Consider the following 21,456-nt stretch of genomic DNA (forward strand, 5'->3'; position numbering starts at 1 on the left):
AACACCGTGGCCGATCACTACCAACTCAACCTGGGCTCATTGCGCAGCAGCATCACCCTGACCCTGCACACTCACCACGCAGCCCGTATCTGGCAAGGCCGGACTGCGCGTGAGGGTGTGCACTCGATCATGGGCATGGCCGGCTACATCAGCGTCACCAACCTGATCAAACAAACCGCAGCCCAGGATGATCCGTATGCCGACTGGGCCATCGTGCAACTCGAAGAAAAGCTGATGCAGGCCAAGGCAGGGATGCTGGAACTGACCCAACAGCTGGATCGGATTAGACAGGATTTGCCGACACAGATCGATATGAGCGACAACCTCAACATCCATCCCGTCACCTTGCCGTTGTACATCGGCAGCCAGCTGGGTTTCCTGGCGGTCTACCTGCTGACTGACTACGACACCCTGGTGCGTCATACCCTATTGGCCCATCACACCGCGTTGATCGGCCGTAACGATATGGAAGCCTGGATCGACGACGGTGCCCATCTGTTGCGCAGCCTGTTCGGTCAGGCGCAACGCTATCGGCATGCCGGCGTCACACGCGATGACATGGCAGCGAACAACGCCCGTGCCCTGGCGGCCATCGAAAAATGGGGTTTGCCTCCCACGGACATCCTTGAGGGTCATCGCCGCTCCCAGTTCGCACCACCGATCATTCGTCGTGGTGCTGGGACAGTGGATGACGCTGATGCGTTGGCAGAGGACCTGGGAGAGCCCTCTGCAACGGTGGATAAACCGGAGGACGAAGCATGAGTCCGATGATCCCGGTTCGACCAATACCCTTCGAAGCATTGACACCGAATGCTTATCGAACGTTCGAACACGCGGCCTTCCTAAAAGGCCTTTTAAAGCCTTTTAAGGGTAAGGGGGAGTTGGAACACCTGGCGCAAATAGCGAGGGAAATCGAGGCGCAATTATGTCTCCTGATGGAGGCTGTTGTGCAGCAGGCCGCACAGCCTCCTTACTCACTGCTGGATATTCGATTGGTGCTGCAGAACACCAGCGCGGGCAGCACCTTCTTGCGTTGGCGCACCCGTGACTTCGCCCGCATGGGGGTTTCAGTCTGGGAGTACCAGATCCGTAACCAGGTCCTGCCACAAGCCGTACGCGAGAGATTGCACCGTTTCGAATGCGATCGCATTGCCCTGAACCTACAGATGAGCGTGGTGCATTCGCTCTACCGCCAGGCCACGACCTGCGCGATCAAAATGGACAGCGCCGAACGGCTGCTGCGCCAGTTCACAACCGCAGTGGAGGTATCACGATGAGTACTTTTTTCCTCGGCGAAGGCAACATCGGCAGTGCGCCAGAGTTCCAGGAATTTCCATCAGGCAATGACGAGCCACGGCGCTTGCTACGGCTGAATGTGTACTTCGACAACCCCGTGCCACGCGAGGGTAGCTATGAAGATCGAGGCGGCTATTGGGCACCGGTTGAGCTCTGGCACCGCGAAGCTGAACATTGGAGCACGCTGTACCAGAAAGGCATGCGTGTACTGGTCGAAGGTCGCACAGTGCGCGATGAGTGGGAGGACAGCGAAGACAACGCGCGGGTGACCTTCAAGATAGAGGCCCGCCGAGTCGGCATCCTGCCTCACCGTATGCACAGCGTGGTCATGCGGGAGCGATCCAATAACCCGGCAGCGCCTGCGAAACACGTTGGGCAAAATACAGAGCAGGCCAGTTCACCTTCGTCGAAACCAAAAAAAGCGTAGAGGGTCACCACCTACGGACTGATCGATTTCAGGCATAAAAAATGCGCCTTTGCGCGAAGTTGCTGGCCTGCTGTTACTTGCTGCTCGTGAAGATCCGTACTGTAGTCCAACTTCAACGGGGGCAGCAGCCTCCGCCCATTCAAGCCTGCCCTCACCGACTAAGCTGAAGTCCGGCCAGGAGACTTTCCTGCTCTACCACTCAGCTCTCGCCCGCAGCCACGCCGACTGGCTGATCGGCATGAAACCTCAGTCGTTTGTTTACCCTTCTTGGCGACGGGCGGGCTACGAAGGCGTCCTGTCAGTGCGACGCGTCCAGACACCCACTTGACGTCTGACCCTGGATGCATTCGTCGCCAAGCAGGCAAACTGGATAGCGCAACTGGTCGCACACTGCGGCTCACTGACTTTAGCTATGCCTGTCGAAGCCAGCCCAGTCTGTCCCACTTGCAACGCCTCAATGCTCAAGCGAAAGGGGAAATCAGGGCCGTTCTGGTCATGCTCCCACTACCCGGACTGCAAGGGCACTGCCCCAATCAGAAAAGATACGCGTCGCCCATGATGCGCCAATGGAGATCAACATGAGCATTGGGGTCAATGTAGTGGTCAGTGCATCATCAACGGCGACTGATCCCTCTCTAAGTCGATTAAGGGCTGTCCAATTTCACGGGCCAAAGCAATGCCTGCTGCCATCCATATCTGCCCCAATTCGTTGAAGGCCTGCAGGTGTGCAGAATCTTCGTTGAGCCAATGGACAAGGCTGTCGAAGTGTTCGGGGTTATCAGGGCAATCATGGATCCTGATGAACAACTCCAGTGTTCGATCCCAGATCAGATCCATGACGTTCTTGCTCACCTCTTCCATGCTCAACCTTTCCTCAGCTTGGCCCTATCAGACCGTTCACTCACACTGGCTACCCTGAACTCTGACTCCTGGAGGAACAGAACTCACGTCGCGCCATACAGCTATTTCAGTCAAAATAACGACTCAATAAGTCGATACTCAACCTTTAAGGATGTTCATGTCAATGGGTCTTTGCTCAACCATTCGGGTTGAACTGGAGAACTCATCACTTGGCACATAAACATCCAACCCAAGCCCAAATCGGGCGCATGATCGCGAAGCACCGCACCGAGCGTAATCTGACTCAGGAAGAGGTGGCTGAACGCTTAGGAATCGGCAGCGAAGCCATCTCGCGCTTGGAACGGGGTATGGTGGAGCTTTCCGTGGTCAAGCTGATGCAACTGGCGGATATCTTCGACTGCCGGATGGATGAACTGCTGACGGCGTCGAGCAATCGCCCCAATGACCAGGGCCAGATGATCGCGGGCCTGCTGAGTGGACTGAAAGACAGCGACCGTGCCTTTATCTTGGCAACCGTCGAACAATTAGCCGCTCATCTCGCCAACAAGTGAGTTCATTCACTCGCATCCGATACCGGGGTCTTTGAGGCGGCGCACTCTGCCTTGACGTCGTCCCACCCTCTCTGTTGTAGTGCCTCAGGATCATCGCCAACGGCGACCCAAGACCGATTCGCTCCGGGTAGCTTGGTCGGACTCCTAGAGTTCGGAGCCTTCTCCTCTGCGGGATTTCGTTCCCGTTTTGTGCTCGACCTGATCGTGGTGGCGGATGACCAGTGTTGCCTCTACAAGGCAACAGCGGTCATCCGCCTCGGCGATCGTATTCAGCCCCGGGGCCCGCCGGGGAAACACTGGGCACCTTTTGTGCGCGGATGCGTGCCAGCATGTTCCGACCCAGGCCACGACAAGGGTCGGTTGGTGAATCAAGGCGCAGTTAAACCAAGCTTTGCGAGGAGCTTTTCGACTGCGTATGACCGTCAAAGGTGGCTTTTCTATTCCTCGCCTGGTGACCTACCAGGCCAGCTCTTCTTTTTCTCATTCCAGTGACTGCCACCGTATTCCGGCCATAAAAAATCGGGTTGCAGCGTCTTGACGCTCCCCTGTGACAGGCTTATACAAAGGGCGTGGTTCGCTGTCGTTGACAGCCCAGCCCAGGTAGCCTGAACCTTCAAGGCTACGCCACGTTCGTGGTGGTTTACCCAAGTGCGATCAGCGTTCGGAAGCTCGCGCGGTTACCGCTTCAGCGGTGATGAATGCCCACTACCCGATGCCTGCGGATCACCACCGCAGACGCTCCTCTGCGTCACCGCTATTCCCCCAAGGCGCATCGTTCTGATCCTCATCGGCTTGCCGGTGGCGAGTCGCTCATCGCTTGCCTTCATCTTACCCACCCTGACGGGGGCTCACTCCCCCGTCAGGGACAGTGCGTCACCGTTTTCCCTTGAAACAGGAGAACTATCATGGCCCACACCAACCAACCCCAAGAAGCGACCACTTACTTCAACCTGCACACCGTCGGTATCGGCTACCTCAACCGTGTTCGTGAAGTACAAATCCGCCGCGGCCAACCCTTCATGGCGTGCGATATCGCCGCCCTGCACGGTGCCACCGATGCGGTGGAGTACACCCGCTTCGACTGCAAAGTCGCCGGGGGCGAAGCTGAACGCTTGATTCGTCTCTATATGGACGCCGTCAAAGCCGAGAAAAAGGTCTTGCTGTCGTTCCGTATCGGCGACCTGTGGATCGATCCGTTTCTCTACGAGAAAGGCGCTAAACAAGGCCAGCCAGGCGCCAGCCTGAAAGGTCGTTTGCTGTTCATCGACTGGATCAAGGTCAACGGCACCTTCGAGTACAAAGCGTCCGCCAGGCAGGAAGCAACAGCACCTGCTGAGCAAGCGCCCAACATTGAGCCATCTTCACCATCGACTGATGCCGATGCTGAGGAAAACGACAAACCAACAGAGGCTCAGGTCGAATCTGAATCTCCACCCACTCCCCCTACGGCCCGCCGTGTTGCCACCCGTACCGTTCAGCCCGCCTGAACAGTCCACGATGTTGCTCATCAAGGCGCTCCCTCGAGCGCCTTTCTTCAATCCGCACAGGGGAACCATCATGGAATCCTTTTGGCTTTGCGACGACTGCCTGTTCGCAGCTGCTTACGAGGACTACGGCATGTTATCGCTCTACTATACGACGGATGAAATCGAGAAACGCATCGCCGGTATCCATCGTGGACTGACTCGATTAATGCCCATCAGTGCCGACTTCGATCCCGAAGCCGGCTGGGGAATAAAAGCCTTTTCCCCATTGCCCTGCGACTGTTGTGGTTCACACCTACACGGTCAACGCCACCGATTCACTCGGCTGTAAACAGCGCGCCATTTGCTAACACCCGCGACTCTATATCCACCTTGGGGACACCACTCCCCTCGGGCGTGTACCCCTGACTGTTCCCTTCGGAGGTACCACCATGAGCCCCCAACTCACACTGATTGAAACCTCGGGTTTCGAGGCTGATCGCATTGTCCAAGAAAACCAGCTGATCGACGAAGCGCTGCATATTCTGGATCGTCGGCTGTTCGCCCGTGGCCCTGACCTGACGTCGCCTGACACCGTAGCCTCGTACCTAAAACTGCATCTTGCGCAACAAGAGCATGAAGTCTTCGGTGTGATTTTTCTCGATGCCAAGCACCGCGTGTTGGCGTTCGAGGTGCTCTTTCACGGTAGCATTGATGGAGCCAGCGTTTACCCCCGTCAAGTCGTTAAGCGCTCCCTCGCGCATAACGCTGCAGCCGCCATTTTTGTTCACAACCACCCCTCAGGTTGTACGGAACCCAGCCAAGCGGATCGCGTCTTGACCGCGCGGTTGAAGGAGGCCTTGGCCTTGATCGAAGTGCGCGTACTGGATCACTTCATCGTGGGTGAAGGTCGTCCGCTCTCCCTTACCGAATATGGCTGGCTTTAACCCTCACAGGTGCCTTCGGACGCCTTGTTCATTTTCATCCTGGAGAATGCTCATGAACCTCGTATCCCAAGCCGCAGCCCTGCTACCAGCCTCAAACCCATTTGCTCGCGGCTACGACAACCTGCATATCGAACGGCTGCTACTGATCACCTACGAAGACGACTGCCCTCCCTGCTTTCGACCTGTGCATGACGCACAAGCCCATCTGCCCGACAATGAGCTGCAACTGTTCCCCTGCCTGTTCAATGACGATTTCGCCTTGATCAGCGAAGGCCAATCCATTCCGGATGATTTGGATGAATGCTGTCAGTCCACCGGACTGGTGCGCCAAGTGATCTATGCCGTGATGGGCGAAATACACAACGAGCGGCATCACCTCGGTGACCTGTACTCCCTGGAAGAGGCTCAAGCCATGATCCATCGATTGAGCTTCAAAACAGGGCACTACAGTCGAGCCTGGGAGATCAGTACCGCACACCTCACTGAAGAAGCATTGCGCTACTTGGAAAGCCGGGCTGGCAATTTCGGCTCCAGACCAACAGGTCTGCTGTTCGAACCCTTTGCCTTGACAGACTGCAATGGCGTCGGGTGTAAGTTGATCGGCACACCCTGGACCGACGATAACCTGTTGAATATCAAGGACCGTCCTTACTTATCGCTGAGACAAGAGCAACTCGATACCGGTACGCCAGTAGCGTTGATCAAGGTGCTATACCTCGCGGCATTGGTGGATGTGCGATTGTTAATCTTCGACCCCGACGCTGCCGTCTTGGAGGGGCTCGCCATCTTTGATGAATAACAACGTGTTCAGCGTTAACACGACCCATCTTGAATCAACTTTCTCACTGAATCGGCCCGTCACCTCATGCCAGGTTCTGCACTGAATCTGACATGAGGCTTTTTCCATGGAGCGTTTTTTCACGCCTGTCTGCCTGCTGGGTTTGTTGAGCGCCTGCACCGCGCAAATCCCCAACACATTGCCGACCACCTCGACGATCGACAGTGGCTCCAATCGGGCCCAGTTCTCGAGAGATTCAGCCGAAGAAAATCATCCGGCAGAACTTCGCTATGGCCGCTATACGCTGGTCAGCACCGAGCCCACCACGGAACAACGCGATCTTCTCGCTCAAGTCATTGACGTGAGTATCCCGTCCCGCCTTAGCCCTTCGGTGCAGGATGCGTTGCAGTACGTGCTGCTGCGCTCGGGCTATTCGCTCTGCCCCGTTACCGCGTCCGTGAGGGTGCTATTTTCCCGGTCTCTGCCCGCGGCCCATTACCGACTTGGTCCAATCCCTTTGCGCCGCGCGCTGCAGGTGTTGGCTGGCCCCGCCTGGCAACTCACGACCGACGAAGTTAGCCGTTCGGTCTGCTTTGAACAGCAAAAAACGGAGGCCGGCGTCGCGCTGATCACACCCGTCTCGCCCCATCAGTCGGAGGCACGCCCATGAAGGCCTCGACGTTTCAAACCCTCATTGTTGGGTTGCTTTGCCTGGCGGTCGCCGGCCTCAGCGGTGGTTTGTACAACCAGTATCAACGCGTGGCCGAGCTACAGAGTACAAACACTCAGCACCTACACACTCTGGACACCCTGCAACGTGATGCAAACGCCCTCAAGGACGCACAGGAGAAGCTGCAGTACGCGCTGAAAGACCTGAAGCAGATGGTCGATAGCGGTGAGCAACAGGCCAATACCCTCGATCCGATGCTGGATCAATGGGCGCAAGAAATACAGGAACTGCGTGACGGTCTGGCAGCCCGCGCCACCGCAACGGACATAACAGCGCTACGCACACGCCTTGAGCACGTCGAACAGCAGATCCTTGAGCTCAAGACCCAGCCATCAACTCCACAATCGACGTCTTCCACGGCCAAGCCGAAACAGACCGCTCACCCCAAACCCATCTCGCTCTCGCCGCCGTTTTCAGTATTGAGTGTCGAGTCCCGCGGTGGTGAGCGCTTTCTGGCGGTCACACCTCATGACAGTCGCTCTCTAACGGATGTCCGGCTGCTACATAGCGGTGAGCAGTTCGGGGCCTGGCGCCTGAAAAAGCTAGAGCCGAACTCAGCCATCTTCGCGGTGGCCGCTCAGCCAGACCAGACCGTGCAATTTCCTTGAGAAGCGATCATGAACAGAGCGCTACTGCCCAACGTCGTCTGTCTGGTTTCGCTACTGGCCATGGGCGCTGCGATGGGCAATCCCGCCACGACACAGTCACGGAACCACGACACGCAGGTCGCTCCCCTGGGGCACTCTCACTCTGAACAGGCGGCGAGCTGGGGGCTGACGGAGCAGGAGTGGACGCGCTTCAAACAGATCCAAGCCGGCCCACGCGGTTTCTGGAGTCCGAATCTCGATCCGTTGACCGCACTCGGAGTCGAGGCCGAGACCGACCAACAGCGCCAGCGCTATGCCGAATTACAGGTAGCGCTGGAAGCCAAACGCGCTGAGCGCGAGTTGGCCTACCAAAACGCTTACACCGCGGCCTGGGCCAAGCTTTTCCCCGGGCTGCTGCCGATCCAGGGCATGGCATCCTCGCCCCTTACCAGCTCAGAGGTCGCGTCGCGCCAAGCCCTGTTTGTGGAGGACCATTGTCCGGCGTGCACCGCCGAAGTGCAGCGTCTGCAAAGCAGCGACACGGTGTTCGATATCTACTTGGTGGGCAGCCAAGGCGAGGATGAACGCGTCCGTAGCTGGGCTCGGCAAGCAGACATCGATCCGGCCAAGGTTCAACGCCGGCAGATCACCCTGAACCATGACCGTGGTCGCTGGTTCAGCCTGGGTGCTCCGGGGCCATTGCCTGTCACATTTCAACAGGTGAGTGGACAATGGCAACGCCTCGACTGAGTGGTATTGCGCTCATGCTGACGATATTCGTCGTCCAGGCTGACGAACTTCCGCCTCCTGCCTACCAACTGGCAGCGCATGACGCCGACATCCCGTCTACGGTGCTGTTCGCGATTGCCCTGCAGGAGAGTGGTATCCGCGTCCGTGGTCGACTGCTGCCCTGGCCTTGGACCCTGAACATCGCCGGAACCCCCTACCGTTTCGCCACTCGCCAGGCCGCCTGTCACGCCTTGCTTCAGGCGCTCGCTCAACATGACGCCAGGCGGGTCGATGTCGGTCTCGGGCAAACCAACCTGGGTTACCACGGACAACGTTTTTCCAGTCCCTGCGATGCCCTCGACCCCTACCAAAATCTCGCCGTTACGGCCGCGCTGTTGCAGAAGCATCATGCCACCACCGGTGATTGGGTATCGGCGGCCGGACGCTATCACCGCCCGGCGGGAGGAGTGTCGGCCGCGCGTTACCGCGCAGGTTTTTCCCGGCAACTTGCACGGCTGCTGGTTTCCTTCGAACAGGGCACACCATGAAGCGAATCCCCATTGCATGTTATTTCACCCTGCTCTTGGCAGCTTTCGCCCAGTCGGAACTGACCGTTGCAGAGGATCAGCCTAGCGACTTCACCCGCCCCCATTTTCAAGTTTCCTGGCCGCCAATAAACAACAGGACCCAGCCTGATCGGGCCATGCATGCGGACCTGCCCATGTTTGCCGATGAAGCCTGGATACTGCCCGTCCGCAGCTCTCATTTGAGCCCCGGCCAAATCACGCCCCGCGCCCTGAACATGCCGGGCTTGCGGCCATTTTTTCTGGTCGGTGACGATCCCCAGTCGCTGACTTGGCTGCGTCAACGCGCAGCTGAACTGCAGGAAATGGGCGCGGCTGGCCTCGCCGTCGAAGTGGCCAATACTGAAGCCCTGACCCGGATTCGAGCAGCCGCTCCGGGCATCACCATCCTGCCGGTCAATGGCAACGACATCGCCACTCGCCTGCAGATTGAGCACTACCCCGTTTTGATCACTGCCACTTCACTGGAGCAGTGAGCCCAGGTTATGGCCGAGCATGCGATGGAATCCAAGCTCCGGCCAGCAGTGGAGTTATACACCGTAGCGATCTGCATCGCCGCTGCGGTGTTGTGCGTGTACTCGCCCTGGGCTGTGGCCCTGTCACCCGAGATCGGTCTGGTTGCAGCGCTGGCCTATACCCTATTCGGCCTGATCCGCCTGCGACAAGCCTGGGAGGTGCTGCGTTATCGGCGCAATATCCACCGGCTGCCCCGCTACGAGCTGACCAGTCGGCAGATTCCGGTCAGCCGCAAGTGGCTGTTCATGGGGCGAGGCTTTCGCTGGACCCGACTGCACACCCAGCGCTTGGTCGAGGCCCAGGATCCGGCTGTCGCTCACTATGTCGACCAACCGACCCGTTACCGCCTGGCACGTGGACTCGAATGGCGTCTGGAACATGCACCGTTTCCGTTCTCGACACTGGCCCGTGTCACTGCCTGGGACAGTGCCTTCAATCCATTGCGGCCTTTGCCCCCGGTCGGTGGCTCGCCTCTGTTGCATGGAGTCGAGCCCGACGAAACGGAGGTCAGTCTGCCGCTGGGCGAACGGGTCGGACACACCCTGGTGCTGGGCACGACCCGTGTCGGTAAGACGCGGCTCGCCGAGGTGTACATCACCCAGGACATTCATCGCGTCGAACATGAGGTGGTCATCGTCTTCGACCCGAAGGGCGATGCCGACCTGCTCAAGCGCATGTACGTCGAAGCCAAACGCGCCGGTAGGGAGAAAGAGTTTTATGTCTTCCATCTCGGCTGGCCGGAGATCTCCGCTCGCTACAACGCCGTGGGACGTTTCGGACGTATTTCGGAGGTGGCGTCACGCATCGCAGGGCAGCTCAGTGGTGAGGGCAACTCGGCGGCCTTCCGTGAGTTTGCCTGGCGCTTCGTCAACATCATCGCCCGTGCCTTGATCGAGTTAGGCCGGCGTCCGGACTATCTGCAGATCCAACGACATGTGGTCAACATCGACGCACTGTTCATCGAATACGCCCAGCAGTTTTTCGCCAAGACCGATCCGAAAGCCTGGGAAGTGATCGTCCAACTTGAAGGTAAGCTCACCGAGAAGAACATTCCCCGGCATATGGTGGGACGCGAAAAGCGCGTGGTGGCGATCGAGCAGTACCTGGCAGTGAAGCGGGTATTTGATCCGGTAATGGACGGACTGCGTTCAGCGGTGCGGTATGACCGTACTTACTTCGACAAAATCGTTGCCTCGCTACTGCCGCTGCTGGAGAAACTCACCACTGGCAAAACTGCCCAGTTACTGGCCCCCAACTACACCGATTTAGATGACCCGCGGCCAATCTTCGACTGGATGCAGATCATCCGTAAGCGCGGCATCGTCTACGTCGGTCTGGATGCGCTGACCGACGCTGAGGTGGCCGCCGCTGTAGGCAACTCCATGTTCGCCGACTTGGTCTCGGTCGCGGGCCACATCTATAAACATGGTATTGACCATGGCCTGCCCGCATCGGGCAGCCGCAGTGACAAGCTGCCGATCAACCTGCACGCCGATGAGTTCAATGAGTTGATGGGTGATGAGTTCATTCCACTGATCAACAAGGGCGGCGGCGCTGGTATCCAGGTAACCGCCTACACCCAGACCCTCAGCGATATCGAAGCACGTATCGGCAACCGCGCCAAGGCCGGTCAGGTGATCGGCAATTTCAACACCCTGCAAATGCTGCGGGTGCGCGAAACTGCCACCGCAGAGCTGCTTACTCAACAGTTGCCCAAGGTCAACGTGCTGACCAAGACCCTGGTGTCGGGTGCCACCGACACCTCCGATCCTGAGGCCAACACGGACTTCACCTCGTCCTCACAGGACCGTGTCAGCAGCACCAGTGTGCCGCTGATCGAGCCTGCTCACATCGTCAGTTTGCCCAAGGGACAAATGTTTTCCTTCCAGGCCGGTGGCCAGCTCTGGAAAGTCCGCATGCCCTTACCAAAACCCTCCAACGACGACGCCATGCCCAAGGACCTCCAGGAGCTCGCTCAGCGAATGCGGGCGACCTACAACGCACAGGCGGGGCAATGGTGGAGCGCCAGCGGTGGTGGTCCAACAATTAACTTCGATCTGGATCAGGTGGGGTAGCTCTACCCTGACCTAGGTTTCGACTCAGCAGAAAACGATCCAGAAGGCGTAGTCACATCAACTCTGCAGCACACAATGGAGTGAACGATGGTGACCTCCGCCCAGAACACGCCTCCACAACCGATCCAGCGTCCGGGATTGATCATCTCGGCGATCAGTCTGGTCCTGCGCATTATCGGTTTGCTGATCGCCTCGTTGCTGTTCTCGATCCTGATCGAGTTCGCGGGCCTGCTTCTGTTCTGGGGTGATCAGGGTTCGCAACATAGTCAGGCCATGCTAACCAGTGAGTTAGGCTGGCTCAGCGAGCACTTCAAATCTTCACTCATCCTCCAACAGCCTGGTCCAACGATTGTCCAGTGGCTGGATTTCCTCAATCAGTGGTTGCTGGTCAAGACTGGCTTTGCGGATTTTACCCAGCAGGCGCGAGTGTCGAGCCAGGGCAACAGCTTCTGGAGCTGGACCAATCAGCTCTACGTGAGCATTGAGAATTTCGTGCTGGCGGCAGTGTATGTGACCTTTACCTTCGTGGTGCGCCTGACCATTTTGGTTCTGGCCACACCACTATTTTTGTTGGCCATGTTCACTGGTTTTGTCGATGGACTGGTCCGCCGTGACCTACGTAAATTCGGGGCAGGACGAGAAAGTAGCTTCGTCTATCACCGCGCCAAACGAGCAGTGATTCCAATGCTGATCGTGCCTTGGGTCATTTACCTGTCCCTGCCCTTTTCGCTCAATCCAATGGCCGTATTTTTGCCTTGTGCTGTGATGCTCGGTATCACCACGAAAATCACGGCCACTACATTCAAGAAATATCTCTGACTCGGGAAAAGCATTTTTCTTTTACATATCCCAATAGTTATCCAGAGACCTACAACTGACATACCACGCAAGTGAGGATTAAACCGCCAGAGGCCTTTCTCGGTTTCCACTATGAGTTAGGAAGTCATATGAAATGTAGGCTTCCCAGACTTAAGGGACTCAAGGACCTGACCACCAATTAAACAGGTACGTGAATGGGTCAAGGTTTGTATTCAGAACTTTCACCAACAAAAAGGGCCCTTGCAGGCCCTTTCATCAAAACCGATCTTACTGAGCGCGCCACGACTCAACAACATCTGCACCAAACTCGGCTTTCCATTCTTTCAGTTGGCGATGGTTGCCGCCCTTGGTTTCGACCAGCTCACCAGTGTTTGGATTTTTGTAAATTTTCACTTCGCGAGCTTTACGGGCCACCTTTACAGGTGCAGCTATTGGTTTCGAGACACGATTAGCCTGTGGATCCAGGATGCTAATGATGTTCTTCAGACTGAAGCCGTACTCACTAAGCAACGCCCGTAGTTTGCTCTCAAATTCCATTTCTTTTTTCAAACCGGAGTCGCTTTTCATCGACTCGAGCTCTGCGAGCTGTTCAGCCAGTTGTTGCTCAAGCTTACGAAATTCAGCCAAACGAGACATGTGAAGCTTCCTTCAGGTTAAGGAGATGAGGAATGTACGTTTCTATATTAAGCGATGATTCGCTCTTCGTCATCCATACTCCCTTTAAACAGTGGGCAAATCGACTCATTGTCTGATGAGTAGCACATTGCATTATTAAAAGGACAGGAGGGCTGGTTCACGTGCCCCCAAAAACGATAGATCCCATCTCGCGTTTACTACTGAATAATTCAATCTCTCCCATGACTCTGGCTCCATCTCCTCATGGGCCAATAACATGTCGACTACTGCCTTTCGCTGTTTTTTACTTCTTTTACTAACCATCGTTCACGGCAGCACCTTTGCCTCATCGCTCTATGAGCAAGACCAACTTAGCCTGGTCATCCAACAGCTCGACACTATCGACCGTCTTACGGCGCGAGCTGAGACAGCCAGCACGGCTGAATCAGTCGAGCGCTATCGCTTCGACTATCCACGACTGACCCAGGACATTCAGCGCATCCGCCACGGAGTACAGGGTTACCTGTCCCCTTCCCGCGCTCAACCCCGCGATCCCAGTGAACTGGTCGGTGATTACCTCCTCGACACTTCGCCCGCGGAGCCTTCGCCATGAGCATGACTGACGCCCAAACCTCAGCGTTCCAAAACGCATCCGGTTTCTCACCGCAGAGCAGTTCGACACTCTGGCTATCCCTGGTTCTCGTTCTGGCTTTGCTTTGGTGCGCCTGGGTGATGTGGGCGGTTTACCGGGGTTGGGCCACCGGCAGTGTGCGCTTTGGAGCCTTTGGCGGCAGCGCCGCGCGCGTGCTGCTCACCTTGCTGGTTTTGCTGTTCTTCACCCTGTCTTAACACCGGAGATCACCGTCATGCTCAAGTGCCTTGCCCCCCTGAAAAATAACCTGCGTGATCGTGCAAGCCAGCGCCTGATCGGTCTGCTGTTGGTACTCGGTCCAAGCCTGGCTCTTGCCGAACTCCCGACCATGGAAGCTCCCTCACGCGGTGAAGGTTCTGGGTTGATCGAGACGATCAAAAACTACGCCTACGACGGCGGCATCCTGCTCGGCTTGCTGATCGCCCTGCTCGCTTTTTTAGGGGTGGCCTGGCATTCCCTGACCGTCTATGCCGATGTGCAGAACCAACGCAAGACCTGGAAAGACCTTGGCGCGGTGGTCGGAATCGGCGCCCTGCTGGTGGTGATCATTATCTGGTTCCTGACCAAGGCTGCCGCAATTCTGTGAGGTCGATATGAACGACGCTATCGAACGCCTTGCCGACGGCACCTTGGTCTTTCTGCCGGAGCGACTCAATCGTGATCCCGCCGTATTGCGCGGGTTGACCAATGATGAGATGTGGGTAGCGCTTGGCACTGGCGCAGTCATCGGCCTGGTGCTAGGTGTTCCCCTGGCGATTGCCACCGCCTCCATTGCGGTGGCGCCGACCGGCATGATCGCAGGCATGACGGTGGTGGTGTTGGTCGGTGGCTCTCTACTGCGCCGGGCCAAACGGGCCCGTCCCGAGACCTGGTTGTACCGCAGGCTCGAATGGATGCTCGCCATGCGTTGGCGCCTGGGTCGCGGCAGTTTGATCCTTCACTCTGGTGCCTGGACGGTTCGCCGTTCGCATCGACTGCGCCCTGCCCTGTCCCGGTGGCAACCATGAGTCGTTTTCGGAACAAGGTGGACGCCCAACAGGCGCATATCTTCAGCCTGCGTCTGGCGGTAATGATCCTTGCCCTGGTCTGTGCCGGGCTCTGGTACGGTTGGCGCTCGGCACCGACCGATCTGACCGTGCATGTCCCACCGGATCTGCGCTCGGGCAGCACACGTAAATGGTGGGATATTCCCTCAGAAAATGTGTATGCCTTTGCCCTGTACATCTTTGGTCAGCTCAACCGCTGGCCATCGGATGGCGAGCAGGATTATCGCCGCGCTATTTATGGCTTGCAGTCCTACCTAACACCCGCCTGCAAGGCCTTCCTCGACGGCGACTACGAGTACCGCAAGGCTGCCGGCGAACTGCGCCAGCGGGTGCGTGGCGTCTACGAAATTCTGGGTCGAGGTTACAGCGAAGATCCGGAACTCAGAGTGAAGCAACTCGATCGCGACAGCTGGCTGGTCAAGCTCGACCTTAATGCCGATGAATATTACGCCGCCGAACCGGTGAAACGGGTGGTGGTGCGTTATCCATTGCGCGTTGTGCGTTTTGACCTGGATCCCGAGCGCAATAAGTGGGGGCTGGCGCTGGATTGTTATCAGGGCACACCGCAAAAAATCTCCCTGCCTGGAGGTGAGCCATGAAGCGGATTTCTACCCTGGGACTCACCGTCGCACTGATGCTATGGGGAGCTGCAGCGCAGGCCGTCGAGCTTATGCACTGGGAACGCCTACCCCTCGCGGTTCCGCTGGTAATCAATCAGGAACGGGTGGTCTTTGTCGATGAAAATGTTCGAGTCGGCATGCCCTCAACCCTGACAGGTAAGCTGCGCGTACAATCAACTGGCGGCACGCTGTACCTGCGCGCGTCGGAAGCCATTGCCCCGACCCGACTGCAACTGCAATCGGTCGCGACGGGCGAGATCATCCTGCTGGATATTGCTTCCACGCCTGGTGATCAACCGCTGGAGCCCGTGCGTATTGTTAAAAATGTTCAGGTTCAGTCTGCCGAGAAGGAATCTAGCACCGTCCCGGCTCCAGATCGTACACCAATCCCAGTCGCATTGACCCGCTACGCCGCGCAAAGTCTGTACGCGCCGCTGCGCACCATGGAGTCCCTGCCCGGTGTACGCCGCGTCCCGCTCAAGCCGCGCACCGAACTGCCAACCCTGCTGCCCACCGAAAACGTGTCCAGCACACCCATCGCCGCCTGGCGACTCGGTGATTACTGGGTGACGGCGGTGAAGTTGCGCAATCGTGGTTTAGAGACGGTGCAACTCGATCCGCGCCGGCTTCAGGCCAAGCTGTTCGCCGCGGCCTTCCAGCATGCTTTCCTCGGGCCTATCGGCAGCGCTGAAGACACCACAATTGCCTACCTCGTCACCCGCGGTGCCGGCCTCGAACACGCCATGCTGCTCCCGCCCATTACGCGAGGTGCTGACGATGAAGGCTAACGCCTTGCTCAAATGGCTGGTACCGGCTGCGCTGCTGGCCGTGGTGGTGATCATCCTGAAAAGCTGGGTCGCGGGTGGTAGCGCTCCTTCTCCAGCGAACCCGGTTGATCAGGACAACCTTCAGTTATCCGCCGAGCAAGCCAAGTCGCTTGGCATTGCTGGCGATACCCCGCGCGACACGGTCGCCACCCTGGTCGGCCAGGTGAAGGCCATGCGCAGCGACATGCTCGGGTTGAAGAAACACAACGATTCACTGCAGGCGGAGAACAACCGCCTGCACGAACGGGAAAACAGCGTCGATTCGCGTATCCAGACGGCGCTTGGCAGCGTGACCCAGCAGGTTGACGAAGGCCGCCGACAAGCCAACGAGGCCCGGCTCAAAGCAGAACAAGACAGTCGCCAGGCTCACGGTCTACTGACACAGTTACAGGAGCAGTTGTCGGGGCTAACCAGCAAAGGCAAGGATATGCCGATCGGATTGGGGCTTGAGCCGGGCGACAGTACCCAGTTCGAAGGGCGGCACTCTGCCAATGATGCGCTGCAGTGGATTGAACCCTCGGATGCTCCATCCACCGGCTCCCGAGGCAAACCAAAGACCTCCTCCGTACTGAGTCTGCCGACCGCCTTCAACTCACTGGAAGGCGCAAAAAATAACGCCATTGATCGCAGCCAGAAACAGCTGCGTACCGTCACCCAGGGTGAGCGTGACCTGACACGATCCGCTGATCGTACCGAAGGTGCGAAGCCGATCTACACCATCCCTGAAAACGCCACGCTGATGGGCTCAGTCGCCATGACTGCGCTGATCGGCCGAGTCCCGGTGGACGGCACAGTGAATGATCCCTATCCCTTCAAGGTGCTGGTCGGTCCGGAGAACCTGACCGCCAACGGCATCGACCTGCCAGACGTAGCCGGGGCCGTAATGAGCGGCACAGCGTCCGGTGACTGGACCCTGTCCTGCGTGCGCGGGCAAGTCGAGTCGATCACCTTTGTGTTTACCGATGGCACCATCCGCACGGTACCTCAGCCGAAGGCGATAGCCAGCCGCAATGCCTCCACCACCCAGAGCTCAAACACCGACAAGATCCGCGGTGGACTCGGCTACTTGTCCGATCCGTATGGCATTCCTTGCATTGCCGGCGAGCGCCGCTCGAATGCCCAGCAGTACCTCGGCAGCCAGAGCCTGATCACCGCGGCGGGTGCGGGCGTCGCCGCTCTGCTCGGCGATGAGCAGAACAACAGCAGCGTGATCAGTTCGGGCGGCAGTACACTCGGGGTCACCAGTAGCACGGGCAACAGCGCACTGAACTCAATCCTCAGTGGTGGGGTCAGCGACATCCGCGAGTGGGTCAACAAACTGTATGGCGAGGCCTTTGCTGCCGTGTACGTGCCACCTGCCGCCCAAGTCGCACTGCACCTCGACCATGAGATCACCATCGACTACGAGCCCAAGGGCCGGAGCGTTCGCCATGAAAAAGACCATGCTTCTCTGCCTGACCTGGATTAGCTTGCTCTGCTGGGTCCTGATGGGGTGTTCCACCGACAAGGAGACGCTTTTGCCCCATGGCGAGCAAACCATGCTGGACATCTGGAACGGTACCGGTTCGCAAGGCACTCAGCAGCAACTGCTGGATGCTCGGCAGCAGTTACGCCGTCCGCTGGCCCAGGCAGATTTCTCCGCCTCTCTCCAAGAACCGTACACGCGCACAACGACGAACGAGATCCACAATTTGTTCCCGCGCCTGCCCAATCCCGATCTGGTGCTGTACGTGTATCCGCATTTGAGTGGCACCGAACAGGCACCGATCCCGGGTTACTCGACCGTCTTTCCGTTCTATCAACGTGTGCAGTACGCATTTCCGGGTGAACGGCAGGAAGACTTGTGATGCGAACCGGCGCTCCTGCGTGGAAAGCCTGGCGCAACCCGTTACGCCCTCGCGCCACCTTGGCCGATGAAGCCGCACTGTACGCGCACAACCCCAGCTTCACCGATCACCTACCGTGGGTCGAGTACCTCGACACCGAGCAGTGTTTTCTGCTCGACGACAATCGCTCGGTGGGTGCGGTATTCGAGTTGCTGCCCATCGGCACTGAAGGGCGCGAACCCGATTGGTTGATGGCGGCCCGCGATGCCCTTGAGGATGCCCTGCAGGATAGCTTTGACGAGCTGGATCAAGCGCCTTGGGTGGCGCAGTTTTTCTGCCAGGACGACAACAATTTCTACCCCTACCTGGACCGGCTCACTGGCTATATTCGAGACAGCGCACGAGGCACGGCTTTCACCCAAGCGTACCTGGAGCTTACTCGCCGCCATCTAAAGGCTATCGCCAAGCCCGGCGGTCTGTTTGAGGATAAGGTGGTTACCCGCCTTCCCTGGCGTGGCAATAACCGACGGGTGCGCCTGGTGGTCTATCGCTGGCTTGAGTCTGACGCTGATGAGACAGGGCTCACACCGGTGCAATCCTTGCATCAGGCTTGCGAGCGGGTCGCGGCTTCGTTGCAAGCTTGCGGGGTGCAATCGGCACGAGTCGATGGCCGAGGTCTGTATGCCTGGTTATTGCCCTGGTTCAATCCGGCACCCAGGCTCACCGATGAAGCGCCCGAGGAGTTCTACCGCCACGTGGCCTATCCGGAGTCGGGCGATAATGAGTCGCTGGAACTGCCCTTCGATCATGACTTTGCCGAGCGGTTGTTCTTCAACGAACCGCGTTCGGATGTGCAGCGCGGACTCTGGTTTTTTGACGATCAACCCCACCGGGTGATGGTGGTGGACAAACTGCGCCGGGCGCCCTTGATTGGCCAACTCACCGGAGAAACCCGCAAGGGCGACGCGGTGAATGCCCTGTTCGACCAGTTACCCGAAAGTACGGTGATGAGTCTGACCTTGGTGGTCAAACCGCAGGATGTACTTGAGGATCAATTGAACCGCCTGGCGCGCAAAGCCATCGGTGAAAACCTGGCCTCGACCCAGACCCGTCAGGATGTCGAAGAGGCTCGCGCGATCATCGGCCGCCAGCACAAGCTGTACCGCGGCACCCTGGCGTTTTACATGCGCGGTCACGATGAACAGCAACTGCACCAGCGATCGGTCAGCCTGGCCAACGCGCTGTTGGGCGCGGGGCTGCAACCGGTACGCGAAGGCGATGAAGTCGCTGCCTGCAACAGTTACCTGCGTTGGTTGCCGATGGCTTACGACCCGGCCCGCGACACGCGCAACTGGTACACGCGACTGATGTTCGCCCAGCATCTGGCGAATCTGGTTCCGGTCTGGGGCCGCAGTACCGGCACGGGACATCCGGGCATAACCTTGTTCAATCGTGGCGGCTCGCCATTGAGCTTCGACCCATTGTCACGCCTGGACCGGGCCATGAACGGTCATCTGCTGTTGTTCGGCCCGACCGGTGCCGGCAAGTCGGCGACCCTGGTCACCCTGCTGATGCAGGTCATGGCCGTGTACCGCCCTCGCCTGTTTATCGTCGAAGCCGGTAACTCATTCGGCTTGCAAGGCGACTACTTCGCGACACAGGGCCTGTCGGTCAAAAAGGTCCAATTGAAACCTGGCGCCTCGGTCAGTCTCGCCCCGTTCGCCGATGCCTGGCGCCTGGTCGAGCAACCGGATCAAGTGGCGAGTCTGTCGATTGATGAGCTGGACGATGAGGCTGTAGCCAATCGCGGAGACCAGCGCGATGTTCTCGGTGAACTAGAAATCACTGCCCGACTGATGATCACCGGCGGCGAGGCCAAGGAAGAAGCCCGCCTGAGTCGAGCCGATCGCAGCTTGATCCGCGAGTGCATCCTGGATGCGGCGCAGACCTGCGTCACGGCGGGCCGTCAGGTGCTGACCCGCGACGTGCGCGACGCCTTGCTGCGCGTCGCCGCCGACCCGCACTTGCCAGAGAAGCGTCGTGAGCGTGCCCAGGAAATGGGCGAGTCCATCGACTTGTTTAGCCAGGGTTTCGAGGGCGAACTGTTCGATCGCGAGGGTACGCCTTGGCCCGAGAGCGATGTGACCATTGTCGATCTCGCCACTTACGCTCGCGAAGGCTACGAGGCACAGATGTCTATCAGCTACATCAGCCTGATAAACACCGTGAACAACCTCGCCGAACGCGACCAGTACCTGGGGAGGCCAATCATCATGGTCACCGACGAAGGCCATATCATCACCAAAAACCCGCTGCTGGCGCCATTCGTGGTCAAGGGCACAAAGATGTGGCGCAAGCTCGGCGCCTGGTTCTGGCTGGCGACGCAAAACCTTGCCGACTTCCCCACGGCTGCGCAGACCATGCTCAACATGATCGAATGGTGGATTTGTTTGAACATGCCGCCTGCGGAAATTGAAGAAATCGCTCGCTTCAAGAAACTTTCACCGGCGCAGAAAGCCCTGTTGCTGTCCGCCAGCAAGGAACCCGGTAAATACACCGAAGGGGTCGTGCTATCGAAGAAGCTCGAGACGCTGTTTAGGGCCGTGCCGCCCAGTCTCTATCTCGCCCTAGCCATGACGGAACCCGAGGAAAAAGCCGAGCGCTGGACACTGATGCAGGAGAACGGTTGCTCAGAGTTGGAAGCGGCTTACCGGGTAGCTGAACGGATCGATAGAGTGCGAGGAATAGAACCTGCATAGGGAAATCTATTCAGGTCTCGCGCTCTAAAGCGAGCGACAGGTTATCGCGCTGCACCTCGAAGCCGCTGCTGAATCCTCAACAGGAATCCGGCTTCAAAAGCATCTTGGCAGTCACCAACAGGAAAAGTCTTGCGGGTTTGCGCCAGCTCCCACCACAGAGGAATCTCGCCGGGCGTATCAAGCCAAGCCTGGGCGCATTGCACGCCACGTTCGATCATCGGGGCAAATTCGTTGCCCCAAGGTGTCAGAAGACTTGGGCAACCATCCGCCGCAGGAATTGAAATGTAGTTTTCGTCCATACATACCCTAGATTTCTGATTTATTGTTAGACGCAGAGTCCAGCCTCGAAAATCTTAACGACACCAAATGAATGCTCGATAACAGGCATGAACATCAAATGGCCTAGATCACTACCAATGTAGACTATATCCCGTGGATTGAGAGTCCCTCAAAGCGCAATTTGCGCGCATGACTCAAGACTACGAACAGCTTCGCCTGCAATTGGCGGAGAACATCCGCTTGATACGGCGCGTGAAGAACCTTACCCAAGAGCAGTTGGCGCTCATGGCCGAGGTGGATCGTACCTACGTCAGTCAAATCGAACGAGGGGTAGGCAACCCGTCGCTATTGGTCCTGTGCAAACTCGCCAATATTTTCGGGATCACGGCGAATCAGCTACTCATCGAACCTGACGCCCTTCGCCGTGTGCTGGACATCGAGTAGCCATTTCATCGTCCTGTAAACCCTT

At 58.0% G+C, this 21,456-nt stretch carries 27 protein-coding genes and 3 pseudogenes; 27 read left to right on the forward strand and 3 right to left on the reverse strand.

Features of this window, described 5'->3' with window-relative positions; translation table 11 throughout:
* Positions 1–6: 6 nt before the first annotated feature.
* The 5 genes and pseudogenes from AC07Y9_RS04815 to AC07Y9_RS04835 all read left to right on the forward strand — a co-directional run.
* Positions 7–762 (forward strand): PFL_4669 family integrating conjugative element protein, encoded by a 756-nt coding sequence (locus AC07Y9_RS04815; protein WP_087092622.1) that lies wholly within the window; start codon positions 7–9, stop codon positions 760–762.
* Complete coding sequence (locus AC07Y9_RS04820) at positions 759–1,277, forward strand: DUF3158 family protein (protein WP_087092621.1); 519 nt, start codon at positions 759–761, stop codon at positions 1,275–1,277. Before AC07Y9_RS04815 ends, AC07Y9_RS04820 begins: the two co-directional genes overlap by 4 nt.
* Positions 1,274–1,745 (forward strand): annotated as a pseudogene (locus tag AC07Y9_RS04825) (single-stranded DNA-binding protein). The gene AC07Y9_RS04820 and the pseudogene AC07Y9_RS04825 overlap by 4 nt, the downstream one beginning before the upstream one ends.
* A 156-nt stretch (positions 1,746–1,901) precedes the next feature.
* A pseudogene (locus AC07Y9_RS04830) lies at positions 1,902–2,048 on the forward strand (DNA topoisomerase); the annotation flags it as partial.
* A 3-nt stretch (positions 2,049–2,051) separates the two neighbouring features.
* Positions 2,052–2,282 (forward strand): annotated as a pseudogene (locus AC07Y9_RS04835) (topoisomerase DNA-binding C4 zinc finger domain-containing protein); the annotation flags it as partial.
* 44 nt (positions 2,283–2,326) lie between these two features.
* Here AC07Y9_RS04835 and AC07Y9_RS04840 read toward each other — a convergent pair.
* Complete coding sequence (locus AC07Y9_RS04840; RefSeq protein ID WP_087092619.1) at positions 2,327–2,584, reverse strand: hypothetical protein; 258 nt, start codon at positions 2,582–2,584, stop codon at positions 2,327–2,329.
* Positions 2,585–2,793: 209 nt separating this feature from the next.
* Between AC07Y9_RS04840 and AC07Y9_RS04845 the strand changes: the two genes are divergently transcribed.
* The 12 genes from AC07Y9_RS04845 to AC07Y9_RS04900 all read left to right on the forward strand — a co-directional run bounded on the left by AC07Y9_RS04845 (position 2,794) and on the right by AC07Y9_RS04900 (position 12,363).
* Positions 2,794–3,135 (forward strand): helix-turn-helix domain-containing protein, encoded by a 342-nt coding sequence (locus AC07Y9_RS04845; RefSeq protein ID WP_102680954.1) that lies wholly within the window; start codon positions 2,794–2,796, stop codon positions 3,133–3,135.
* Between the two features lie 905 nt (positions 3,136–4,040).
* Positions 4,041–4,622, forward strand: coding sequence for an STY4534 family ICE replication protein (locus AC07Y9_RS04850; RefSeq protein WP_102680955.1), 582 nt, complete (start codon positions 4,041–4,043; stop codon positions 4,620–4,622).
* A 70-nt stretch (positions 4,623–4,692) separates the two neighbouring features.
* Complete coding sequence (locus AC07Y9_RS04855; RefSeq protein WP_102680973.1) at positions 4,693–4,950, forward strand: hypothetical protein; 258 nt, start codon at positions 4,693–4,695, stop codon at positions 4,948–4,950.
* Positions 4,951–5,050: 100 nt separating this feature from the next.
* The gene (gene radC, locus AC07Y9_RS04860; RefSeq protein ID WP_102680956.1) at positions 5,051–5,545 is read left to right on the forward strand and encodes a RadC family protein; all 495 of its coding nucleotides are present in this window, start codon (positions 5,051–5,053) and stop codon (positions 5,543–5,545) included.
* Between the two features lie 52 nt (positions 5,546–5,597).
* Positions 5,598–6,344: a DUF5983 family protein gene (locus tag AC07Y9_RS04865; protein ID WP_102680957.1), complete on the forward strand. Its 747-nt coding sequence runs from the start codon at positions 5,598–5,600 to the stop codon at positions 6,342–6,344.
* A gap of 106 nt (positions 6,345–6,450) precedes the next feature.
* Entirely contained in the window at positions 6,451–6,993 is a 543-nt protein-coding gene (gene pilL2 / locus AC07Y9_RS04870) for a PFGI-1 class ICE element type IV pilus protein PilL2 (protein WP_087092614.1), read from the forward strand.
* Positions 6,990–7,661, forward strand: coding sequence for a chemotaxis protein (locus AC07Y9_RS04875; RefSeq protein ID WP_087092613.1), 672 nt, complete (start codon positions 6,990–6,992; stop codon positions 7,659–7,661). The genes pilL2 and AC07Y9_RS04875 overlap by 4 nt, the downstream gene beginning before the upstream one ends.
* Positions 7,662–7,670: 9 nt before the next feature.
* Entirely contained in the window at positions 7,671–8,390 is a 720-nt protein-coding gene (locus tag AC07Y9_RS04880; protein WP_102680958.1) for a TIGR03759 family integrating conjugative element protein, read from the forward strand.
* A complete protein-coding gene (locus AC07Y9_RS04885) occupies positions 8,372–8,917 on the forward strand; it encodes a lysozyme family protein (RefSeq protein ID WP_087092611.1) in 546 nt (181 codons plus the stop codon). The genes AC07Y9_RS04880 and AC07Y9_RS04885 overlap by 19 nt, the downstream gene beginning before the upstream one ends.
* A complete protein-coding gene (locus AC07Y9_RS04890) occupies positions 8,914–9,429 on the forward strand; it encodes an integrating conjugative element protein (RefSeq protein ID WP_087092610.1) in 516 nt (171 codons plus the stop codon). Before AC07Y9_RS04885 ends, AC07Y9_RS04890 begins: the two co-directional genes overlap by 4 nt.
* 9 nt (positions 9,430–9,438) lie before the next feature.
* The gene (gene traD / locus AC07Y9_RS04895) at positions 9,439–11,544 is read left to right on the forward strand and encodes a type IV conjugative transfer system coupling protein TraD (RefSeq protein WP_102680959.1); all 2,106 of its coding nucleotides are present in this window, start codon (positions 9,439–9,441) and stop codon (positions 11,542–11,544) included.
* A gap of 87 nt (positions 11,545–11,631) precedes the next feature.
* Positions 11,632–12,363, forward strand: coding sequence for a TIGR03747 family integrating conjugative element membrane protein (locus tag AC07Y9_RS04900; RefSeq protein ID WP_087092608.1), 732 nt, complete (start codon positions 11,632–11,634; stop codon positions 12,361–12,363).
* A 267-nt stretch (positions 12,364–12,630) separates the two neighbouring features.
* On the opposite strand, the gene AC07Y9_RS04905 is transcribed toward AC07Y9_RS04900, so the two are convergent.
* Positions 12,631–12,999, reverse strand: coding sequence for a histone-like nucleoid-structuring protein, MvaT/MvaU family (locus AC07Y9_RS04905; protein WP_087092607.1), 369 nt, complete (start codon positions 12,997–12,999; stop codon positions 12,631–12,633).
* Positions 13,000–13,255: 256 nt separating this feature from the next.
* Between AC07Y9_RS04905 and AC07Y9_RS04910 the strand changes: the two genes are divergently transcribed.
* Genes AC07Y9_RS04910 through AC07Y9_RS04950 form a run of 9 tightly spaced genes read left to right on the forward strand, consistent with a single transcriptional unit; the run spans position 13,256 to position 20,708 of the window.
* Entirely contained in the window at positions 13,256–13,591 is a 336-nt protein-coding gene (locus AC07Y9_RS04910) for an integrative conjugative element protein, RAQPRD family (RefSeq protein WP_102680960.1), read from the forward strand.
* Complete coding sequence (locus AC07Y9_RS04915) at positions 13,588–13,827, forward strand: TIGR03758 family integrating conjugative element protein (protein WP_087092605.1); 240 nt, start codon at positions 13,588–13,590, stop codon at positions 13,825–13,827. The genes AC07Y9_RS04910 and AC07Y9_RS04915 overlap by 4 nt, the downstream gene beginning before the upstream one ends.
* 17 nt (positions 13,828–13,844) lie before the next feature.
* Positions 13,845–14,216, forward strand: a complete 372-nt coding sequence (locus tag AC07Y9_RS04920; protein WP_087092604.1) for a TIGR03745 family integrating conjugative element membrane protein — start codon at positions 13,845–13,847, stop codon at positions 14,214–14,216.
* Positions 14,217–14,223: 7 nt separating this feature from the next.
* Positions 14,224–14,637 carry a TIGR03750 family conjugal transfer protein gene (locus AC07Y9_RS04925; RefSeq protein ID WP_102680961.1) on the forward strand — a complete coding sequence of 138 codons (414 nt, stop codon included), beginning with the start codon at positions 14,224–14,226 and terminating at the stop codon, positions 14,635–14,637.
* Positions 14,634–15,275, forward strand: a complete 642-nt coding sequence (locus tag AC07Y9_RS04930) for a PFL_4703 family integrating conjugative element protein (protein ID WP_016978885.1) — start codon at positions 14,634–14,636, stop codon at positions 15,273–15,275. Before AC07Y9_RS04925 ends, AC07Y9_RS04930 begins: the two co-directional genes overlap by 4 nt.
* Positions 15,272–16,084: a TIGR03749 family integrating conjugative element protein gene (locus tag AC07Y9_RS04935; RefSeq protein ID WP_102680962.1), complete on the forward strand. Its 813-nt coding sequence runs from the start codon at positions 15,272–15,274 to the stop codon at positions 16,082–16,084. The genes AC07Y9_RS04930 and AC07Y9_RS04935 overlap by 4 nt, the downstream gene beginning before the upstream one ends.
* Positions 16,074–17,591: a TIGR03752 family integrating conjugative element protein gene (locus AC07Y9_RS04940; RefSeq protein ID WP_102680963.1), complete on the forward strand. Its 1,518-nt coding sequence runs from the start codon at positions 16,074–16,076 to the stop codon at positions 17,589–17,591. Before AC07Y9_RS04935 ends, AC07Y9_RS04940 begins: the two co-directional genes overlap by 11 nt.
* A complete protein-coding gene (locus AC07Y9_RS04945; protein WP_087092600.1) occupies positions 17,554–17,970 on the forward strand; it encodes a TIGR03751 family conjugal transfer lipoprotein in 417 nt (138 codons plus the stop codon). The genes AC07Y9_RS04940 and AC07Y9_RS04945 overlap by 38 nt, the downstream gene beginning before the upstream one ends.
* Positions 17,970–20,708: a conjugative transfer ATPase gene (locus tag AC07Y9_RS04950; protein WP_087092599.1), complete on the forward strand. Its 2,739-nt coding sequence runs from the start codon at positions 17,970–17,972 to the stop codon at positions 20,706–20,708. The genes AC07Y9_RS04945 and AC07Y9_RS04950 overlap by 1 nt, the downstream gene beginning before the upstream one ends.
* A gap of 41 nt (positions 20,709–20,749) precedes the next feature.
* On the opposite strand, the gene AC07Y9_RS04955 is transcribed toward AC07Y9_RS04950, so the two are convergent.
* Positions 20,750–21,007, reverse strand: coding sequence for a LasR-specific antiactivator QslA (locus tag AC07Y9_RS04955; RefSeq protein ID WP_087092598.1), 258 nt, complete (start codon positions 21,005–21,007; stop codon positions 20,750–20,752).
* 169 nt (positions 21,008–21,176) lie between these two features.
* Here AC07Y9_RS04955 and AC07Y9_RS04960 point away from each other — a divergent pair, with 169 nt between their 5' ends.
* Positions 21,177–21,431, forward strand: coding sequence for a helix-turn-helix domain-containing protein (locus AC07Y9_RS04960; protein ID WP_102680964.1), 255 nt, complete (start codon positions 21,177–21,179; stop codon positions 21,429–21,431).
* The last annotated feature ends 25 nt before the right edge of the window (positions 21,432–21,456 follow it).

Source organism: Pseudomonas sp. GW456-L12 (genome assembly GCF_059424045.1).

What these genes read in the sequence shown, in the direction of transcription:
- AC07Y9_RS04945 (WP_087092600.1), top strand. Translation starts at nt 17,554, where the DNA reads ATGAAAAAGACCATGCTTCTCTGCCTGACCTGGATTAGCTTGCTCTGC.
- AC07Y9_RS04875 (WP_087092613.1), top strand. Translation starts at nt 6,990, where the DNA reads ATGAAGGCCTCGACGTTTCAAACCCTCATTGTTGGGTTGCTTTGCCTG.
- AC07Y9_RS04850 (WP_102680955.1), top strand. Translation starts at nt 4,041, where the DNA reads ATGGCCCACACCAACCAACCCCAAGAAGCGACCACTTACTTCAACCTG.
- AC07Y9_RS04920 (WP_087092604.1), top strand. Translation starts at nt 13,845, where the DNA reads ATGCTCAAGTGCCTTGCCCCCCTGAAAAATAACCTGCGTGATCGTGCA.
- AC07Y9_RS04955 (WP_087092598.1), bottom strand. Translation starts at nt 21,007, where the DNA reads ATGGACGAAAACTACATTTCAATTCCTGCGGCGGATGGTTGCCCAAGT.
- traD (WP_102680959.1), top strand. Translation starts at nt 9,439, where the DNA reads ATGGCCGAGCATGCGATGGAATCCAAGCTCCGGCCAGCAGTGGAGTTA.
- AC07Y9_RS04950 (WP_087092599.1), top strand. Translation starts at nt 17,970, where the DNA reads ATGCGAACCGGCGCTCCTGCGTGGAAAGCCTGGCGCAACCCGTTACGC.
- AC07Y9_RS04865 (WP_102680957.1), top strand. Translation starts at nt 5,598, where the DNA reads ATGAACCTCGTATCCCAAGCCGCAGCCCTGCTACCAGCCTCAAACCCA.
- AC07Y9_RS04925 (WP_102680961.1), top strand. Translation starts at nt 14,224, where the DNA reads ATGAACGACGCTATCGAACGCCTTGCCGACGGCACCTTGGTCTTTCTG.
- AC07Y9_RS04905 (WP_087092607.1), bottom strand. Translation starts at nt 12,999, where the DNA reads ATGTCTCGTTTGGCTGAATTTCGTAAGCTTGAGCAACAACTGGCTGAA.
- AC07Y9_RS04890 (WP_087092610.1), top strand. Translation starts at nt 8,914, where the DNA reads ATGAAGCGAATCCCCATTGCATGTTATTTCACCCTGCTCTTGGCAGCT.
- AC07Y9_RS04915 (WP_087092605.1), top strand. Translation starts at nt 13,588, where the DNA reads ATGAGCATGACTGACGCCCAAACCTCAGCGTTCCAAAACGCATCCGGT.
- AC07Y9_RS04935 (WP_102680962.1), top strand. Translation starts at nt 15,272, where the DNA reads ATGAAGCGGATTTCTACCCTGGGACTCACCGTCGCACTGATGCTATGG.
- AC07Y9_RS04940 (WP_102680963.1), top strand. Translation starts at nt 16,074, where the DNA reads ATGAAGGCTAACGCCTTGCTCAAATGGCTGGTACCGGCTGCGCTGCTG.
- AC07Y9_RS04880 (WP_102680958.1), top strand. Translation starts at nt 7,671, where the DNA reads ATGAACAGAGCGCTACTGCCCAACGTCGTCTGTCTGGTTTCGCTACTG.
- AC07Y9_RS04910 (WP_102680960.1), top strand. Translation starts at nt 13,256, where the DNA reads ATGTCGACTACTGCCTTTCGCTGTTTTTTACTTCTTTTACTAACCATC.
- AC07Y9_RS04930 (WP_016978885.1), top strand. Translation starts at nt 14,634, where the DNA reads ATGAGTCGTTTTCGGAACAAGGTGGACGCCCAACAGGCGCATATCTTC.
- radC (WP_102680956.1), top strand. Translation starts at nt 5,051, where the DNA reads ATGAGCCCCCAACTCACACTGATTGAAACCTCGGGTTTCGAGGCTGAT.
- AC07Y9_RS04900 (WP_087092608.1), top strand. Translation starts at nt 11,632, where the DNA reads ATGGTGACCTCCGCCCAGAACACGCCTCCACAACCGATCCAGCGTCCG.
- AC07Y9_RS04855 (WP_102680973.1), top strand. Translation starts at nt 4,693, where the DNA reads ATGGAATCCTTTTGGCTTTGCGACGACTGCCTGTTCGCAGCTGCTTAC.
- pilL2 (WP_087092614.1), top strand. Translation starts at nt 6,451, where the DNA reads ATGGAGCGTTTTTTCACGCCTGTCTGCCTGCTGGGTTTGTTGAGCGCC.
- AC07Y9_RS04820 (WP_087092621.1), top strand. Translation starts at nt 759, where the DNA reads ATGAGTCCGATGATCCCGGTTCGACCAATACCCTTCGAAGCATTGACA.
- AC07Y9_RS04840 (WP_087092619.1), bottom strand. Translation starts at nt 2,584, where the DNA reads ATGGAAGAGGTGAGCAAGAACGTCATGGATCTGATCTGGGATCGAACA.
- AC07Y9_RS04885 (WP_087092611.1), top strand. Translation starts at nt 8,372, where the DNA reads ATGGCAACGCCTCGACTGAGTGGTATTGCGCTCATGCTGACGATATTC.
- AC07Y9_RS04960 (WP_102680964.1), top strand. Translation starts at nt 21,177, where the DNA reads ATGACTCAAGACTACGAACAGCTTCGCCTGCAATTGGCGGAGAACATC.